General features: G+C 51.5%; 18 protein-coding genes. All 18 read right to left on the bottom strand.

Annotation, left to right across the window (positions count from 1 at the left end):
- Nucleotides 1-15: 15 nt before the first annotated feature.
- A complete protein-coding gene (locus tag SU32_RS15500) occupies nucleotides 16-1035 on the bottom strand; it encodes a protein-glutamate methylesterase/protein-glutamine glutaminase (RefSeq protein WP_054000288.1) in 1020 nt (339 codons plus the stop codon).
- Nucleotides 1035-1910: a CheR family methyltransferase gene (locus SU32_RS15495; RefSeq protein ID WP_054000287.1), complete on the bottom strand. Its 876-nt coding sequence runs from the start codon at nucleotides 1908-1910 to the stop codon at nucleotides 1035-1037. Before SU32_RS15495 ends, SU32_RS15500 begins: the two co-directional genes overlap by 1 nt.
- Complete coding sequence (locus SU32_RS15490; protein ID WP_054000286.1) at nucleotides 1907-2362, bottom strand: chemotaxis protein CheW; 456 nt, start codon at nucleotides 2360-2362, stop codon at nucleotides 1907-1909. The genes SU32_RS15495 and SU32_RS15490 overlap by 4 nt, the downstream gene beginning before the upstream one ends.
- An 11-nt stretch (nucleotides 2363-2373) precedes the next feature.
- Nucleotides 2374-4530: a chemotaxis protein CheA gene (locus SU32_RS15485; protein WP_054000285.1), complete on the bottom strand. Its 2157-nt coding sequence runs from the start codon at nucleotides 4528-4530 to the stop codon at nucleotides 2374-2376.
- A 12-nt stretch (nucleotides 4531-4542) separates the two neighbouring features.
- Entirely contained in the window at nucleotides 4543-4908 is a 366-nt protein-coding gene (locus tag SU32_RS15480; RefSeq protein ID WP_054000284.1) for a response regulator, read from the bottom strand.
- Nucleotides 4905-5255, bottom strand: a complete 351-nt coding sequence (locus SU32_RS15475) for an STAS domain-containing protein (RefSeq protein WP_054000283.1) — start codon at nucleotides 5253-5255, stop codon at nucleotides 4905-4907. Before SU32_RS15475 ends, SU32_RS15480 begins: the two co-directional genes overlap by 4 nt.
- A gap of 3 nt (nucleotides 5256-5258) precedes the next feature.
- Entirely contained in the window at nucleotides 5259-7418 is a 2160-nt protein-coding gene (locus SU32_RS15470) for a methyl-accepting chemotaxis protein (protein WP_054000282.1), read from the bottom strand.
- Nucleotides 7419-7729: 311 nt separating this feature from the next.
- Nucleotides 7730-8266 (bottom strand): RNA pyrophosphohydrolase, encoded by a 537-nt coding sequence (locus tag SU32_RS15465; RefSeq protein WP_054000316.1) that lies wholly within the window; start codon nucleotides 8264-8266, stop codon nucleotides 7730-7732.
- Nucleotides 8267-8283: 17 nt separating this feature from the next.
- Nucleotides 8284-9504, bottom strand: coding sequence for a divergent polysaccharide deacetylase family protein (locus tag SU32_RS15460; protein ID WP_054000281.1), 1221 nt, complete (start codon nucleotides 9502-9504; stop codon nucleotides 8284-8286).
- 119 nt (nucleotides 9505-9623) lie between these two features.
- Nucleotides 9624-10946 carry a S41 family peptidase gene (locus SU32_RS15455; RefSeq protein WP_054000280.1) on the bottom strand — a complete coding sequence of 441 codons (1323 nt, stop codon included), beginning with the start codon at nucleotides 10944-10946 and terminating at the stop codon, nucleotides 9624-9626.
- A 2-nt stretch (nucleotides 10947-10948) separates the two neighbouring features.
- A complete protein-coding gene (locus SU32_RS15450) occupies nucleotides 10949-12472 on the bottom strand; it encodes a murein hydrolase activator EnvC family protein (protein ID WP_054000279.1) in 1524 nt (507 codons plus the stop codon).
- Between the two features lie 89 nt (nucleotides 12473-12561).
- Nucleotides 12562-13047, bottom strand: coding sequence for a 23S rRNA (pseudouridine(1915)-N(3))-methyltransferase RlmH (gene rlmH / locus SU32_RS15445; protein WP_054000278.1), 486 nt, complete (start codon nucleotides 13045-13047; stop codon nucleotides 12562-12564).
- Between the two features lie 38 nt (nucleotides 13048-13085).
- On the bottom strand, nucleotides 13086-13484 hold the full coding sequence (rsfS, locus tag SU32_RS15440) for a ribosome silencing factor (RefSeq protein ID WP_144421171.1): 399 nt from the start codon (nucleotides 13482-13484) through the stop codon (nucleotides 13086-13088).
- A 121-nt stretch (nucleotides 13485-13605) separates the two neighbouring features.
- Complete coding sequence (locus SU32_RS15435) at nucleotides 13606-14196, bottom strand: nicotinate-nucleotide adenylyltransferase (protein ID WP_211097792.1); 591 nt, start codon at nucleotides 14194-14196, stop codon at nucleotides 13606-13608.
- A gap of 56 nt (nucleotides 14197-14252) precedes the next feature.
- On the bottom strand, nucleotides 14253-15539 hold the full coding sequence (locus tag SU32_RS15430) for a glutamate-5-semialdehyde dehydrogenase (RefSeq protein ID WP_054000276.1): 1287 nt from the start codon (nucleotides 15537-15539) through the stop codon (nucleotides 14253-14255).
- 244 nt (nucleotides 15540-15783) lie between these two features.
- The gene (locus SU32_RS15425) at nucleotides 15784-16068 is read right to left on the bottom strand and encodes a hypothetical protein (protein ID WP_054000275.1); all 285 of its coding nucleotides are present in this window, start codon (nucleotides 16066-16068) and stop codon (nucleotides 15784-15786) included.
- A 101-nt stretch (nucleotides 16069-16169) separates the two neighbouring features.
- Nucleotides 16170-16454 carry a hypothetical protein gene (locus SU32_RS15420; protein ID WP_054000274.1) on the bottom strand — a complete coding sequence of 95 codons (285 nt, stop codon included), beginning with the start codon at nucleotides 16452-16454 and terminating at the stop codon, nucleotides 16170-16172.
- A 103-nt stretch (nucleotides 16455-16557) separates the two neighbouring features.
- A partial coding sequence (locus SU32_RS17340; protein ID WP_054000273.1) for a hypothetical protein occupies nucleotides 16558-16817 on the bottom strand: 260 nt, incomplete at its 5' end.

Below are 16817 nucleotides of genomic sequence, written 5' to 3'. Positions count from 1 at the left end.
ACCTCCAGTTATCACTCAGTAGCTGAGTAATGCGTCTGCTATTTTTGTTATTGGTAGTACATGACTCGCTGCCCCCAGCATGTGCGCCGCTTTTGGCATGCCGTAAACGAGACTGGTTCGTTCGTCTTGTGCGATTGTCTTTGCGCCTGCTTGTTTCAGGCGTAAAAGACCGCTTGCACCATCACTGCCCATACCGGTGAGAATAGCAGAGCAGATATTTTTACACCCGGTTTCCGCGAGCGAATCGAATAAAACATTGACAGAGGGCATATGTCCCTCAACCGGCTCACCCGGACTAACGCGTGTACGCATTTTATCAGTTTTAATGATTTTTGTATGCCCCACAGCGCCCGGCGCAATATAGATATGTCCAGGTTCAAGTGCTGTCAGATTGCTTGCTTCACTTACTGTGGGTTTGCAGATCTTGTTAAGGCGCTCTGCAAAGCTCTTGGTAAATGAGGCAGGCATATGCTGCGTTACAACTGTCGGCGGGCAATCTGCCGGAAATGTCGTAAACAGTGTTGTAAGCGCTTCAACGCCTCCGGTAGATGAACCGATTGCGATAACTTCCGGCATGTTTGCGGACCGTGACCGCTTAGTGGCTGTCGCCGCGGTGCTTGGCTGCTTCGCATTACGTGTAATCGAAGCGCTAGATTGGGCGGCTGACTTTACCATTGCGCAAATTTCGCGAAGTGCTGCTTCATCGTCAATGCGTGGTTTTGGCAGACAACAAAATGCGCCTTGTGACAGCGCTTCAAGGGACAATTCTGTCCCTCTGCCTGTATGGCTGGAAATCATGACAACCGGCATCGGACGCAGCGCCATGACCTTGGCTAAAAATTGCAACCCGTCCATTTTCGGCATTTCAATATCAAGGGTCAGAACATCAGGGTTCAATTCCTTGATCATGGTTCGCGCTTCATAAGGGTCGGATGCCATGCCGATCACATTGATCATCGGATCGTCGGACAGAATTGCGGCCAACAAACGCTGCATTGATTTTGAATCATCAATGATAAGTACTTTAACGGCCATTAGTTCGCGCCCCGCATTGTGCGTTCGTAAGTCGTTGAACCAATGGATTTGAATTTATCCGTGGCTGTGCCAATGACGCGTTCGGAATGACCGATAAAAAACTGGCCTTCGGGTACGAGATGATCTGCGAATTTGTTGAACAGTTTTTCCTGATCTTCATGAGAAAAGTAGATCAGTACGTTTCGGCAGAAAATCGCATCATATTTGCGTTTTAGCGGCCATGTGTTCATCAGGTTGAGATATTTGAAGGAAACCAGATCACGCGGCGCCTGGGCAAGCTGATAAGCACCGTCCACCGTCTTGAACCATTTTGCCAGCATGTCGCTTGGCATCTTCGATACCATATCGGCACCATAAAGGCCGCCGCGACCTACATCGAGGGAATACTTGTCGATATCGGTTGCCAGAATCCGGAAATCGTAATTGGCGGCTTTGGGAAAAGCGTCGAGCATGCAGCAAGCGATGGTGTGGGCTTCGCTGCCATTTGAGCAGCCGGCCGACCATATGCGTACAGATTCACCATTCGTGAGCTTCTTGATGAGTTTTTCGACCAAATGCTCGCGAAAGTGCACGAAATGATGCGGCTCGCGGTTGAAACCGGTCACATTTGTCGAAATCGCGCAGATAAGCTCTTCCAGCTCATCTTGACCTTCCGGCGATTGAACCAGATTTATGTAGGCACCGAAATCAGACAGCTTTTTCAGGCGCAGGCGCTTCTGGAGGCGGGATTTGACCAGCCCCAATTTGCGTTCGCTAAGTTGAATGCCGCTGAGATCCTGAACGATCTTTGCAATTTTTGCAAAATCCGCGACACTAAGCTCCGGACTTGCAAAGGCATTTGGATTGCCTGTTGCCAGCTCTTGGGCTGCGTTCATGCTGCGAGTTCCACTTCATCCGGCACAAGCCGGTCCAGTCGGACTTCGCAAATGATACGCTCTTCCAGAACGACAACACGGCCGAAAAACTCTGCTGACGCCTGATTATCAAGATCAGGTACGTCACGTAGATCTTCTGCTTTAACTTCAAGAATGTCGGAAACGGAGTTTACCAGCAGGCCAACCATCTTGTCTTTGACCTGAACCACGATAACAACGTGACGTTCGGTCGGACCTTCCGAGTGGAGGCCAAGACGTTTTGCCAGATCAACAATCGGCAAAATTGTGCCGCGCAAATTGATAACGCCGAGCAGATAATCCGGCGAATGCGGCAGAACGGTTGACGGGGTCCAGCCGCGGATCTCACGCGTGGATGTGATTTCTACACAGAATTCCTGTTCGCCTACGCGAAAGACGATGAACTCTTCATGATTGGTGTTTACATCGGACATATCAGTTTCCTCTAGGCGATTTTCTCAAGTTTTGGTGACGGCTGGGCCGTGATTTCTTTTGCTCCGCGGCTGACGATATCATCAACGTCAAGGATCAGGGCAATGCGGCCACTGCCGAGGATGGTTGCCGCAGCAATGCTTGGAATGCGTTTGTAGTTGCTTTCCATGCTTTTAATGACGACCTGCTGTTGTCCGACAATTGAATCGACTACCAGCGCGCTCATTTCATTTTTACGCGATTCCACCACAACGATCGTGGCGTTGTCCCAGTCTGTAGTTTTCTCGCTAAAGCCAAGCGTGTTGCCGATATCAATCAGCGGTACCAATTGGCCGCGCAGTTTCAAAACACGGTTTCCTTCACCGATCACAAACACATCGTCCTTGTTGAACATGATGGTTTCGATGACAGATGTGACCGGCAGAACCAAAATCTGTTCGGATGTTTTAACCAGCATGCCGTCAAGGATCGCCAGTGTTAGCGGCAGGTGCAGGGTAAAGTGTGAACCCTTGCCGGGTTCGGATGAAATCAGAACACGGCCACCCAAGCCCTGAATGGACTGGCGTACAACATCCATGCCCACGCCGCGGCCGGAAACATCGGTAATTTCATCAGATGTCGAAAAGCCCGGCGCAAAAATCAGATTGTCGATTTCATCATCGGATAGTTTTGCATCCGGTGAGACAATGCCTTTTTTGCGTGCGATCTCAAGCACTTTAGGCCGGTTGATACCTGCGCCGTCGTCGCGGATTTCAATCACGATGCTGCCTGAGCTATGGGAAGCGGACAGTCTAATTTCTCCTACCTCCGGTTTACCTGCGGCGAGGCGCTTTTCGGCGCTCTCAATACCGTGGTCAACGGAGTTTCGGATCATATGGGTGAGGGGATCGGACAGACCTTCGATAACGGTTGTATCAACTTCGGTTGATTCGCCCTCAAGCACCAGATTTGCTTTTTTGCCGGTGGCGCTCGCAACTTCACGCACAACGCGGGACATGCGCATAAATACCGGTTTAATTGGCTGGGCGCGAATGGCCATGACGCTGGATTGAATGTCACGTGTGAGGTTTTGCAGTTCGACAAGCGCAAGGCCTGCTGGTGTGCCGGATGTAAAGCCGGCATCGTTGATCTGCATGGTCAGCATAGACTGGCTGATCACCATTTCGCCCATCAGATTGATCAAACGGTCAACCTTGGCCGAATCGACGCGGATAGGCTTGGATGCTGCCTGACGCTCCTTACCTGCTTCAGCAGGTGGCGCCGCTTTTGTCTCCACAACTTCAAGCGATGGCGCAGCTTCTTCGCTTTCTTCTGAAACATCCACCGGCGCGCCCAAGCTGTCGCCATCATCAAATGCGGATGTATCGACATCATCACCGGCGTCTAAACCGCCAAGGAAGTCGCTGATATCATCGCCGCCTTCGAGAGGTGCCTCTTCCGGCTCCTCAATCTCAAGTGTGCAGAAGTCTTCGACCCATTCAAATGGCGCTTTAACATCGGAAAGATTGGCATCAGCCTCCAACGTCAGGTTCCAAGATAAGTTTGTGACTTTGGGGTCATAACCGTCCAAAGCTGGGATTTTACTTGTGTCCGCTTTGGCTGTGCATGTGCCCAGCTCGCCAAGTTCGCGGAAAATGCGCTGCGGATCGTGGCCGTGCAAATAAAGTTCATTTTGCGGTGCAAATGCAATCTGAAACGCTTTTGGCGGTGTGCCAAAATCATCAAAATCAAATGCATCAAGGGAGATTGGCACGGCATCAAAGACGGCCTCTTCGGCGTTTTCGTCCTCTTCCTCAAGATTGAATTCGTTCTCGAGGGCCTTTGTAATTTCTTCGCAGTCGATTTTGTCGCCGCCATCACGCGCAACAGTGACGATATCGTTCAAAACATCGGCGCAGCGTAAAAGCAGATCAATACGTTCAGGGCTGGACTGTGAATTGTCCGAACGGATCACATCCAATGCATTTTCAAAAACGTGAGCAAAATTAACCAGATCATCAAGCGCAAACGCGCCCGCGCCACCCTTGATCGAGTGAACAGCGCGGAAAACAGAGTTGATAATTTCCGGATCAGTGTCACCGCTCGACATGTCGAATAGGCCCGATTCCAGCTCGGCAAGCTGGTCGCCACATTCGGCAAAATAGGTGTCTTTGATTGCATCCATATTCATGTGTCGTTCCCCTTACGGCATAACCCGTTTGACAGCGCCAATGAGTTTTTCCGGATCAAATGGTTTAACGATCCAGCCGGTAGCGCCGGCATTACGGGCACGCTCTTTTTTGGCCGCGTCGCTTTCCGTGGTCAGCACAAGAATTGGCAAACGGGATTTGCTGTCACCGCCGCGCACGGCTTCAATGAACTCGAAGCCATCCATAACAGGCATGTTAATATCGGTAATGATGACTTTAGGCTCGTTGGCTGCCAGCTTTTCAAGGCCATCTGCGCCGTCTTCTGCCAAAACCACATCGAAGCCGGCACCTTTCAGACAATGCTCCAGCATCTGGCGCATCGTGCGTGAATCATCGACCGCAAGTACTGTCGTCGTCATTGTAATTCTCCTGCTTCCAGATCAGACTGATCCAGACCTAATGTGGAAAGTATGGCTGCGAAGTTTTCTGACACGGATGAAAATGTCAGAGAAAACCCGTCCAGCGCCCATTGTTTTGCGGCCGCAATCAGGGCCTCAACACATGGTGTGTCCGCCTGTTCAATCGCACTCGCATCGATTTGCAAGTTCTTGTATCGCAATGCCAGAATATCGCTTATGAGAGATTCAACGTTCTCACCGGACAGTTTTGCATCCATTGTCAGGCTTGAAAGCTCGCCTGCATCCGCGTCCGGCGAAAGATCGGACATATCCAGGTTAATGCCTAAATCCATTTCTTGATCTGTCATATCTTAGAACTCCGTCCAGTCGTCGTCCTGCAGCGCTGTATTGCCTTGGGTTTTAGGCGCAAACGCATTGGAGACTTTTGAAATCAGGCTGTTAGCCGGTGAAGGCGCCGGTGTTTGCTGCGGCTTCGTTTTTTCATTGATCGCAACCGGTTTGGCAGGAACCGCCGGTTTGCGCGGCTCTACCGAAGCTGTCGGTTTTTTTGTTGCCGCAGGCGCCGCCGGTGCAGTACGCGCTGTCTTCGGCGGTACGGCTACAGGTTTTGGAGCAGGGGCTGCCGCTGCGGGTTTGGTTGAACGTGGCGCAAAATTTGTGTTTGCGGTAATTTTGAACGTTTTGATCAAGTCAGTCAGTTCTGAAGCTTCCGCTTTGAGCGAATGGCAAGCTGCGGTTGCCTGTTCTGCCATAGCGGCATTTTGCTGAGTGCCGGAATCAAGGTCGCTGACAGCGATATTAAGTTCGTTCAATGACTGGAACTGTTCATCGGCACCGCTGACAATTTGATCGACAACTTCGGAGATCTGAAGCACCTGACCTGCAATGCGATGTAATGTTTCGCCTGTCTTACCAACAAGTTGGGAGCCGCCCTGTACTTGTTCACTTGATTTTGAAATCAGACCTTTGATTTCTTTTGCCGCTTCGGCAGAACGCTGGGCAAGCGCGCGCACTTCCGATGCGACGACAGCAAAGCCTTTGCCCGCATCGCCCGCACGCGCCGCTTCAACGCCGGCGTTCAGCGCAAGCAAATTGGTCTGGAAGGCGATTTCATCAATAACAGTGATGATCTGGTTGATCTCGGTGGCTGATTTTTCGATTTCGCTCATGGCGGAAAGCGCTTTTTCAACGACTTCGCCGCTCTGCATCGCGTCTTCTTTTGCTGTTTCAACCACAGACTTGGTGTGTTTTGCGCCTTCAGATGATTTTTTAACAGTTGCGGTAATCTGCGTTAATGTCGCTGATGTTTCCTCAAGCGATGCAGCCTGACGTTCCGTGCGGACCGAAAGATCATCGGATGCCGTTACAATTTCAAGAACGCCGGTGCCGAGATTTTCTGTCGTATGAACGATCTGGCCGAAAGTCTGTGAAATTTGCGCAAGGGTGGAGTTAATGTCTGTGCGAAGTTTTTCCAGTTCGCCTGTGAACGGTGTGTCGACGGAGCCGGTGAAATCACCCTTGGCCATGCGATTTAATGAAGCGCCGATCAGGCTGACAGCCTTGGCTGTTTCCGCATCACGCTGTTCGCGCTCTTTAGTGACTTCTTCTGTCAGCTTTGTTGAATGCTCGCGTTCTTCATTGATCAGGTTTTGCGCTTTCAATGAATCCGAGTTTGCATTTTTGATCGTTTTCAATGCGTTCGCGATTGAGCCGATTTCATTATTGCGCTCAGTATAAGGAATGTCGCCCAGATCTTCGCCCTTTGAAAGGCCGACGGAATGGCGGGCAATACTGTTCAAAGGCGTCAGGACATTGCGGCTCAACAAATAGATAGCGCCAAGAACCATAAGGCCGATAAGTCCGGCAAGTGTTGGAAATGTCCAATTGCTCATGCCGGGAACTGTTTGCGCAGAGGCCGTGCTGCTTGCCAGATATTGTTTGGCTTTCTCAGTGGCAGATGAGACAAACTCTTTGTGATTGCCAAATGATGCCTCGATTTGCATCAAAGCGGCATTAAGCTTTGATGTGTCGACAGCGGAGCGCGCGCCTTCTTTAAGAAGGATTGGAAAGACTGTGTCTTTTGATTGCTGCCAGAAATCCTGTAATGCGGCCGGTGCATCTACTGTCAGTGTCTGTTTGATGTCGGCTGGAATTTGCGCAGCCTTCCAGTGGTCCACACGCTGCAGATACTCGGCTTCGCGCTGTTGGAACTCATTCAATACCGCATCGATATCTGCGCGGCCACGGTTGGCCTCAAGCACATTTACATAAGCTTCAATCGCATAGGCTTGCGGCGGGAGGATATCTGAGACCAGTTCTCTCGCATCGGTAAGCTGCTGTGCGTTCTGACTTCCATTCTCACTTTGTGATTGGCTGTAAACCGCATAACCGGTCGTACCGGCGAGCGTCACCGCAATCAAGCCAGCAAAAGTCCAGATGCCGCGTCTTAAAGAGGAGGAAATATTAGTAGTATGTTGCGCCTGATTATCAGAAATCGAGGGAGAACTCATAGAAGGTTCCCGTAATGGAATGGATGAGTATCAACATTCCGGATATCCGGGTGCGAAAATGGCATCATGCCTGAGCCGGAATAGGGCTCTTCGGTCTTATTGTTCTAAGATTTATTTAGTTAATAATTGATTTCCCAAAAGCGCTTTTTTTGAAGGAACTTAACTGAAACCCGTTATTAATCCGGCTTATTTGGCATGGCAGTGCTTGTGCGAACCTGACACAGTTTCTTAAAGTGCATTAACCGTTACCAAAGTCGTAGAAATATCTGATGGCGGGGTTTCGCGCTTAATTTTGCCAAGCAGACCGTGATTTAAGGTTTTGTTCCGGCCAGATGTGCAAATGCGGCAACGACGTTCTCGTAGACGCCGCGCTTGAAAGGCACAATCAGATCCGGCAATTCGGCCATCGGCTTCCAAGCCCACTGATCAAATTCGGCGCTATGTCCACCCGGTGGCGGATTGATTTGCACTTCGCTATCTTCGCCGAGAAATCTGTAGGCAAACCAGCGTTGTTTCTGGCCTCTGAATTTGCCTTTAAGGCCAATGCCGATCATGTGGGCAGGCAGATCATAGGTGTACCATTGCGGCGCCTCTTCGATCAGGGAGACAGAGCTCATGCCGGTTTCTTCATAAAGTTCACGTTCGGCCGCCTCGATAGGTGTTTCCCCTTTGTCGATGCCGCCTTGCGGCATTTGCCACAACAATGGCGAGCCGGAATATTCAGTATTGCCTTCCTTGATGCGCCGACCTGCCCACACAAGGCCTTCCTTATTGAGGATCATCACGCCGACACAAGGGCGGTAGGGAAGGTCTTCCGCCCGCATGGGCTTTTTACTTTTCTTGGCCATCATCTGTCCTGATCATTTTAACGCTGGCGTTCGGGATCATTTGTAAGTGCGGCTATGCCGACAATTTCAAAACCGTTCTTTTTTGCCTGATTGGCCCATTCGGCTACTGTTTTAACTGTAAGCTCGAGCGCCGAACCGGAGCCGATTGCACTGCCGCGCGCTTCGGCCAGCGATTCCAGCGCTTTGAGTTTTGCACGGATGGCATCTGGTGAATTCGAGCCGTCAATTATCAAGTTGCCAGAAGCATAGGGGACGCGTTCGCGGGCAGCGTCCGCGGCCAAATTGCCCGCAGTGCCGGAACTGCCGTCATTGAAAAACAAAAGACCGCGTTCGCCCAATTCTTCCATGACCTTCTCCATTGACTGCTGGTCATTCATAAAGCGGGCGCCCAGATAATTGGTGATGCCGCTGTAATTGGTCATGCGCGCCATCGCCCATTGCAGGTTTTCCAGATTGGTTTCAGGGCTCGAAGCCAGCCGCAAGGTGCGGGGGCCGGGATTGACCTGCGGATAGTTAAACGGCTCCATTGGCACCTGCATCAAAAGCTCATGACCTTTTTTGCGTGCAACACGCATCCACCGGTCAAGGCTGTTGCCTGTGGGGGCAAAAGCAAGGGTGATTTCAGGCGGCAATTGATCAAGCGCGCGCTGTGTGCCGGTTTGTGACAAACCAAGGCCGCCAATAACAATGGCTATGCGTTTGCCGCCTGCATTTGACCATGGGCGCGCATATATATCGACAGGACGGCGGCCATCATCAGTGCGTTGGGGCAATTTGCCGGCGCTTGTATCTTCAAGTGCGTTTTGAACGGGCAGGTGGCGCTCACCTTCGGGCTGACCAATCTCTGTCACCTGAGGATCACGTATTGTGATGATACGCGGACCGCCCGGCGAGACTTCCGTTATTGTTTCACGTTCGGCAGCAACGGGTGCGGCGGGCTCTTGCCCAATATTGGCATCAGGTTGTCCGTAGACGACTTCAACATCGGGCTTTTGCGCCTGCGGGTCCGCTTTTTCCTCAGCGACTTCTACCGGCTCGGGCTCGGGAAGGCGCACTACAAGTGTCTGAGTGTCTTTGTTTTGCTCAAGAAAGGTATAAATGTTGAGTGCTAGAACGCCGAGAAATATAGCGCCCAACAGAACCGGAAAGGCTTTGCTTCCTGACCGCGAAGGGGGTGTTTTGGTTGCGCCCTTTTTGGGCGGCAGATTTTTGCCAAGCGGGGCGTTTAGATCATCCATATTCTAGAATAACTTTCAGGCTGCTTGTGCATTACAATCGAATCAAAAAGGCCACCATAGTCGGTGGCCTTTACTTTAAAACTTGTCACTGGTTTGGCAATGCCAGCTATCGCCGCAGATCAGTTGGATGTCGCTTTGTTTGGATCCGGCGGAAACGCTTCGTTTGTGCGTTCACCGCGCAACAGTTCCAAGGCATAGGTTAGCTGATCATCTTCTTTAGGGTCTTGCGGCACATAAGCAACAGAGCCGGAGCCTTCCTCGTCCTCTTTTTCGCCTGTAATATGACCGCGCAAATCAGATTCGCCGCGTGACAAATCACGGCCCTGAAGCTCTTCCGGCAACGTCTGGTCCACAGTGATGTCAGGCGTAATGCCTTTGCCCTGAATGGAAATGCCGGACGGTGTGTAATAAAGGGCTGTGGTCAGACGCAGTGCACCGCCTTCGCCCAGCGGGATAATCGTCTGGACGGAGCCTTTGCCGAAGCTTTGTGTACCCAGAACTGTCGCGCGGCGGTGATCCTGCAAGGCACCGGCAACGATTTCAGAAGCAGAGGCAGAACCACCATTGATCAGAACGATCACCGGCTTGCCGTTAATCAGATCGCCTGCACGGGCAGAAAAACGACGGCTGTCGCGGTCATCGCGGCCGCGCGTGGATACGATCACGCCTTTTTCAAGGAAAGCATCGGATACGTTGATTGCCTGATCAAGAAGACCGCCCGGGTTAAGGCGCAAATCAAGAACATAGCCCTTGAGTTTGTCTTCGCCGATTTCCTCGGTCATTTTTTCAATGCCTTCGGCAAGATCATCATAGGTCTGTTCGGTGAAGGAAACGACGCGCAGATAGGCGACATCATCTTCGACGCGGGTTTTGACCGCCTGCACCGTGATGATTTCGCGAACGATGGTGACTTCAATCGGTGCATCTGCACCTTCACGCAGAAGTTCCAAAACAATAGGAGTGTTGACCGGTCCGCGCATTTTCTCAACGGCATCCTGCAGGGTCAGTCCGCGGACTTCTTCACCGTCAATTTTTGAAATCAGGTCACCTGCAAGCACGCCTGCTTCTTCGGCAGGGCTTTCGAACATCGGCGTGATGACTTTGACCAGTTCGTCTTCCATCGTCACTTCAATACCAAGGCCGCCAAACTCACCGCGGGTCTGTGTGCGCATTTCGGCGGCATCTTCCGCATTAAGATAGGATGAATGCGGATCAAGCGATGTCAGCATGCCGTTAATGGCATTCTCGACCAGATCAGAGTCATTGGGCTCTTCAACGTAATTGCTGCGCACACGTTCAAAAATATCGCCAAAAATGGCCAGATTTTTATATGTATCATTGCCCGCTGCATTGGCGCTGATCATCGGCTGGCCCGCGACAAGCGCTGTCATTCCCGCACCAACGAGCACGCCGGCAAACAGCAGAGATAATTTACGAAGCATATTTACGTCCTTCCCGCACTGATCTTCTCCCACCATGGTGACGGGTTGATCGGTTTTGAATTCTTCCTGAACTCTATATAGAGCGTCGGATTGTCATTTTTAGTCGCCGCCGCAGTCACGCTGGCAAGTCTGATACGGCCCATTGCGCCTACCGGTTCACCTTCCAGCACAAACTGTCCCTGTGCAACGTCTATCCTATCCATTCCAGCAAGAACAAGATGATACTCTTCTCCCGCATCAATGATCAATAGGTTGCCATAGGCACGGAATGGTCCAGCATATAGCACTTTTCCATCCGCCGGTGCAGTCACAATTGCGTTGGGGCTGGTTTCTATTGTATCGCCCTGCGCTCTTTGACCAAGACCGTCATCATCGCCAAATGCGGTAATTGTGCGGCCTGATACAGGTTTTGCCAGTTGACCGCCTCGGGTCGAGAAGGGTGCGGCCGGTGCGATCTGGCTTGGTTTTGCCGCCAGTTCGGCTGCGCGTTGGCGTGCTTCGCTGATTCGCAACTGTGCTTCACGCTGTTCGCGTTCGGCCTCCAGACGCGCTGTTTCTGCTTCGCGCAATGCTTTTTCAGCGGCAAGCTGTTTTGCTCTGTCCGCCTCGCGCTTGGCACGCTCGGCCTCTTCGCGTGCTTTTTCAGCCGCTAAACGCGCTGCTTTTGCTTCGGCCTCTTTGCGCTGTTCCTCTTCAATGCGGGCCTGTTCTTCGGCGCGTAATTTTTCTTCCGCTTCCCGCCTTACGCGCTCGGCCTCATCCTCCAATGATGTGATAAAGCTTTCCATGCTTTCGGCTTGCGCAAGCAGTTCAGCCATTCGCTGTTGCTGCAATGCCAGCTCAGCCGCCGTCTGGCCTTCGAGTTTCTTTTTTTCTTCTACAAGGAGTGACAGGCGTTTTTGTTCTTCGGCCTGCTCCTGACGCGTCGATTTAAGCTTTTCCTGCTCGGATTTGATGCTTCCCGTGATCTGGTCGAGCTCTTGAATATCGGCGATCAATATTTCGGTTTCCGCCCGCATATGCGGCACAACGGCGCTTAAAAGAATAGAACTGCGCACAGAACCAAGCGCGTCTTCCGGTGTCACCAGCAAAGCCGGCGGCGGATTAAGCCCCATGCGTTGCAAGGCGGCCAACACTTCTGCCAAAGCGCCGCGCCGTTCCCACAGGCCGATTTGAATGTCGGCTTTCTGGGCTTCAAGCGCCAGCAAATCTTCCTGTAATTGAAAAATATCTGCAGCCAGTTTTTTCTCGGTTTTTGCAGATTGAATAAGCGCTGCCGTGATCGCGGCCTTGTCTTTGCGGATTGCTTCGACTTCGCTTTCCAGTTCTTTGGCGCGTTGCTGGGTAACACCGCGCTCGTCAAGAATGGCGTTTAGTTCGGCCGTTGATTTTTCAAGGCTCTGGCGGATTTCCGGCGGCATATCTTCGGGTAAAAGTGTCTGCGCGTGAAGGCTTGGTGCAGCAATAATAAAAATTGCTGCCAGCAAATATCGCCATGCCCAAAATTTATTGAGTGCCGTTGCCAAGAATCAAAGCCTGTTTTCAGCCCACCATAAATGATTTGCGCTTTGATAAAAGTGCAAAGGGGCGCAAATATGATATAGTGCTTGCCTCCTTAGTCACGATGGTAGGGATGATTGTTTAAAATCGCGCTGGCGCGATAAAGCTGTTCGGCGACAAGAATTCGCGCCACCTGATGCGGCCATGTCAGCTTTCCCAAGGCGACTACCATATGGGCATCATTGGCAAGGCCCGGTTCGTGTCCGTCCGGTCCGCCGATGGCAGCCACCAATGTCTGGATGCCCTGATCGCGCAGATCGCCTATTTTTCCTGCAAAATCGCGCGATCCAAGCGCTTTGCCGCGCTCATCAAACAAAAGCAGAGCAGAGCGGGGATCGCTTACAAGCTCGCGGCATCGCGCGCTTTCTTCGGCTTTTCTTTGTTCGGCTGTTTGTGCGCGGCTTTCCACAATTTCGGTCACCCCGCCGAAATTGAGGCCGCATTGCGGTCCGGTCTTGGCCAAGCGATCCAGATAGCGCTCAACAAGTTCGCGCTCCGGCCCTTTTTTCAATCGGCCAACACAAAATAAAACCAGTTGCATAAATTCATCCTTTCCGATGGTTTATCGGAAAGAAGGACTTAATGCACGGTGTCTGCGTCTTCTGCCCAGATTTTCTCAAGCTGATAGAATTCGCGCACTTCCGGACGGAAGATATGCACGATCACATCGCCTGCATCTACCAAGACCCAATCGGCTCCGGAAAGACCTTCGACACGCGATGTGCCCAAGCCCTGCTCCTTTAAAGTGCGTAGCAAATGGTCTGCAACAGCGTTCACATGCCTGTGGGATGTGCCCGACGCGACAACCATATGATCCGCCAAAGCGGATTTTCCTTTAATGTCGATTGGAATTATGTCGATGGCTTTGCTTGACTCCAAGCTATCCATCACAAAGTCGTAAATCCGTTGCGCAGTGGCAGCGCCGCTGAGTTCGGATGCTGAAGGCTGGTTAACCTTCTTCTCGTTTGCTGTTCTCAAGTGGGTCCTTTCCTTTGGAACATGTGCAAATCAGGCGATTCGTTTTGCCTGATGATCTAAAGATAGTCATGCCTGTATAACAGTTTCAAGACGCAATCTATCTAAGCAATGTCACAGCCTGTTACAGGTTTTTGGTTTTATTGCGTATCGCGGTTGAAGAAAGCGGTGACCTCGGGCCATGGATAAATGTCCATGCGGGCGCCTTAAGGCGCGCTAAAGCCGGTGCGTCATTTTCATCCACGCGGGCATAATCAAACGTCTTTGCCATGATCGATGACAAGTAAGACAATGTGGAGCCTGGCCGGTCGATCACGGCGATCGGAAAGGTTTTTGCAATGATTTGCCAGTCCTGCCATTTGTGGAAGCTGGCTAAATTATCAGCGCCCATGATCCAGACGAAATTCACGCCGATATTGCGCTGGTGGATCATCGCCAATGTCTGGGCCGTGTAGGCGGTATCAAATGATGCCTCAAAACCTGTGACTTTGATGCGCGGGTCGTCATTGATTTCTTCTGAAAGCTGGATTCTTTCAGCCAGACTAGGCAATTGGGACGTATCTTTGAGCGGATTGCCGGGCGTGACCATCCACCAAAGCTGGTTCAGGCCAAGCCGTCGCAACGCGATTTCGGCGACAAGATTGTGCCCGTCATGGGGTGGATTGAAGGACCCGCCAAAAAGACCGACTGTCATGCCTTTTTCGACATAAGGCATACGCAGATATTGCGCTGCAACGCCTGCGGCGATGTCCTTATCGTGCTCCACCTTGTCTAGGTTCGGGTTTGGCCGGTGCCATGCACACGGTATTTGAACGATGTTAATTGTTCGACCCCGACCGGTCCGCGGGCGTGCATTTTTCCTGTTGCAATACCGATTTCGGCGCCCATGCCAAATTCACCGCCATCAGCGAATTGTGTTGATGCATTGTGCAGCAAAATAGCGCTGTCGACTTCATTGAAGAAGCGTGCAACGACCTCTTCATCTTCTGCAATGACAGCTTCTGTATGGGCCGATGAGTAGTTTTGAATATGCTCAATCGCGCCGCTAATACCGTCCACAATTTTGACAGAGATAATGGCATCGAGATATTCGGTCGACCAATCCTCATCGGTGGCAGGCACAGCATCGGGGTAGGCAATGCAAACCTCTTCTGCACCGCGAATTTCGCATCCCTTTTCTGTCAGACTTTTGAGAACAGGAACCAGATGGCTGGCGGCAATTTTGCGGTCGACAAGCAGTGTTTCGACAGAGCCGCAAATGCCGGTACGGCGCATCTTTGCATTGGTGACAACATCAACGGCCATTTGCAGATCAGCGGAAGCGTCAACATAAATGTGGCAAATGCCTTCAAGGTGCGCAAACACAGGTACGCGGGCTTCTGATTGCACGCGCCCGACCAGGCTTTTGCCGCCGCGCGGAACAATCACGTCCACACAGCCATCAAGGCCTTTCAGCAATTCACCAACAGCGGCGCGGTCGGTTGTCGGAACAAGTTGTACCGCATGTTCAGGCAAGCCCGCAGCCTTCAGGCCGCTGACCAGACAAGCGTGAATGGCACGGGATGAATGAACTGAATCCGAGCCGCCGCGCAGGATGACCGCATTGCCTGCTTTCAAGCAAAGAGCGCCGGCATCAGCCGTTACATTCGGCCGGCTTTCATAAATAACGCCGATCACGCCAAGGGGCGTGCGCACGCGTTCGATTTTCAAACCGTTCGGGCGCTCCCACTGGGCGATGACTTCGCCAACAGGGTCTGTCAGTTCGCTAATGGACAAGATGCCTTCGGCGATAGCGTTAATGCGCTCTTCGTCAAGTTTCAGGCGATCCATCATGGCAGGCGAAAGCTCTGCTTTGGCGCCGTTTTCCATGTCCAGCTTGTTCGCTGCCAGAATTGCACCCGTTTCACTACGAACAGCGTCTGCCATCGCTAAAAGAGCCGTTTTTTTCTGCTCTGCTGAAGCGATCGATAAGGGGCCGCTGGCTGCTTTCGCGTTCCGGCCAATCGTGGCCATCAGGCTTTCAATCTCTTGGGTAGATTCTTTTGTTTGCGTCAGCATATCCGTCTCGTTTTTAGAACTGAGGCGTTCTTACACGGATGAGGCACATGGTGCAACGTGACGTTTCATAAAGAAGCCACCGTCGGCTACGCCAAACGGTGGCTTGAAAAGCGAAGTCACAGGACTAGGAGGGGCCTGCCAATGACTTCGCCCGAACCGGCCCGCTTTGGCAAGGCTCTGGTTCACTCTTGCCGGTTTTCCCTATTGGGAGAGGGGGATTATCGAGGGGCCGGCAATTGTCTAATTATCTGCTGCTTGAGCGGAATGATTTAGAAATGATGTTACGTTCGCCATCAGCGCCAAGTGTAAATTTCACAGTTGCATCGCGGCCATTGATGATCTCGTTGCGTGAGAAAATTGTATTTGTGTCAACGACGTCTACAGTTCCGATAGAAGCGGTTGCTTCACGGTCAAGGTTGCCACCATTTTGAAGATATGAGCCGTCACCGTTTGAGTAAGAGCTGTTTGCAGCAAAGGCAGATGTAGAAGCAATCAAAGTTGCGGCGAGTGTAAGTGCAAGAGTTTTCATAATATGTTCCTTCATAAGCGCACCAGCGCTTTCATTGTAATTTGGGTTGGGAATGTTCAGAGGTCCGGGGCATTGCAGTGCCCCGGATACTGGGGCCGTTATTAACGGTCGCTTGAGCGGAATGATTCAGAAATAATGTTACGGCTGCCGTCTGCATTGAGTGTAAATTTCACTTTTGCATCGCGGCCATGAACAACTTCATCGACTGTGAAAATGTGGTTTGTGTCGATCGCGGCAGCAGTACCGATGGATGCAGTTGCTTCCATGTCTAAGTTGCCACCATTTTGCAGGTAAGAGCCATCGCCATTAGAAAATGAGCTGTTTGCAGCAAAGGCAGATGTAGAGGCAATCAAGGTTGCGGCGAGTGTAAGTGCAAGAGTTTTCATAATGTGTTCCTTCGTTGGCGTATAAACGCCTTTTGTTATTTAGGTTGGGATAGTCAGGGAGGGTCCGGGGCATTGCAGTGCCCCGGGCTCTTGGGGGTGGATATTAACGACCGCTAGAACGGAATGATTTAGAGATAATGTTACGTTCGCCGTCAGCACCTAGGGTGTACTTAATAGTTGCGTCACGGCCATTTACATATTCAGTTGATGTAAAGACGGCGTTTGTGTCGATGACGTCAGTGCCGATTGATGCTGTTGCTTCCATATCAAGGTTGCTGTCGTGCTGCAGATATGTGCCGTTACCGTCTGAGTAAGAGCTGTTAGCAGCAAATGCAGATGTAGAAGCAATCAAAGTTGCGGCGA

This window comes from Ahrensia marina, from assembly GCF_001293565.1.
GTDB lineage: Bacteria > Pseudomonadota > Alphaproteobacteria > Rhizobiales > Rhizobiaceae > Ahrensia > Ahrensia marina.
The sequence above is the reverse complement of the archived record's forward strand: the minus strand, read 5'-3'. Positions and strand labels throughout refer to the sequence as shown.

What these genes read in the sequence shown, in the direction of transcription:
- SU32_RS15465 (WP_054000316.1), bottom strand. Translation starts at nt 8,266, where the DNA reads ATGGCCAAGAAAAGTAAAAAGCCCATGCGGGCGGAAGACCTTCCCTAC.
- SU32_RS15475 (WP_054000283.1), bottom strand. Translation starts at nt 5,255, where the DNA reads ATGACAGATCAAGAAATGGATTTAGGCATTAACCTGGATATGTCCGAT.
- SU32_RS15470 (WP_054000282.1), bottom strand. Translation starts at nt 7,418, where the DNA reads ATGAGTTCTCCCTCGATTTCTGATAATCAGGCGCAACATACTACTAAT.
- SU32_RS15490 (WP_054000286.1), bottom strand. Translation starts at nt 2,362, where the DNA reads ATGTCCGATGTAAACACCAATCATGAAGAGTTCATCGTCTTTCGCGTA.
- SU32_RS15480 (WP_054000284.1), bottom strand. Translation starts at nt 4,908, where the DNA reads ATGACGACGACAGTACTTGCGGTCGATGATTCACGCACGATGCGCCAG.
- SU32_RS15420 (WP_054000274.1), bottom strand. Translation starts at nt 16,454, where the DNA reads ATGAAAACTCTTGCACTTACACTCGCCGCAACCTTGATTGCCTCTACA.
- SU32_RS15460 (WP_054000281.1), bottom strand. Translation starts at nt 9,504, where the DNA reads ATGGATGATCTAAACGCCCCGCTTGGCAAAAATCTGCCGCCCAAAAAG.
- SU32_RS15435 (WP_211097792.1), bottom strand. Translation starts at nt 14,196, where the DNA reads ATGCCTTATGTCGAAAAAGGCATGACAGTCGGTCTTTTTGGCGGGTCC.
- SU32_RS15425 (WP_054000275.1), bottom strand. Translation starts at nt 16,068, where the DNA reads ATGAAAACTCTTGCACTTACACTCGCCGCAACTTTGATTGCTTCTACA.
- SU32_RS15485 (WP_054000285.1), bottom strand. Translation starts at nt 4,530, where the DNA reads ATGAATATGGATGCAATCAAAGACACCTATTTTGCCGAATGTGGCGAC.
- SU32_RS15495 (WP_054000287.1), bottom strand. Translation starts at nt 1,910, where the DNA reads ATGAACGCAGCCCAAGAGCTGGCAACAGGCAATCCAAATGCCTTTGCA.
- SU32_RS15500 (WP_054000288.1), bottom strand. Translation starts at nt 1,035, where the DNA reads ATGGCCGTTAAAGTACTTATCATTGATGATTCAAAATCAATGCAGCGT.
- SU32_RS15455 (WP_054000280.1), bottom strand. Translation starts at nt 10,946, where the DNA reads ATGCTTCGTAAATTATCTCTGCTGTTTGCCGGCGTGCTCGTTGGTGCG.
- SU32_RS15430 (WP_054000276.1), bottom strand. Translation starts at nt 15,539, where the DNA reads ATGCTGACGCAAACAAAAGAATCTACCCAAGAGATTGAAAGCCTGATG.
- rlmH (WP_054000278.1), bottom strand. Translation starts at nt 13,047, where the DNA reads ATGCAACTGGTTTTATTTTGTGTTGGCCGATTGAAAAAAGGGCCGGAG.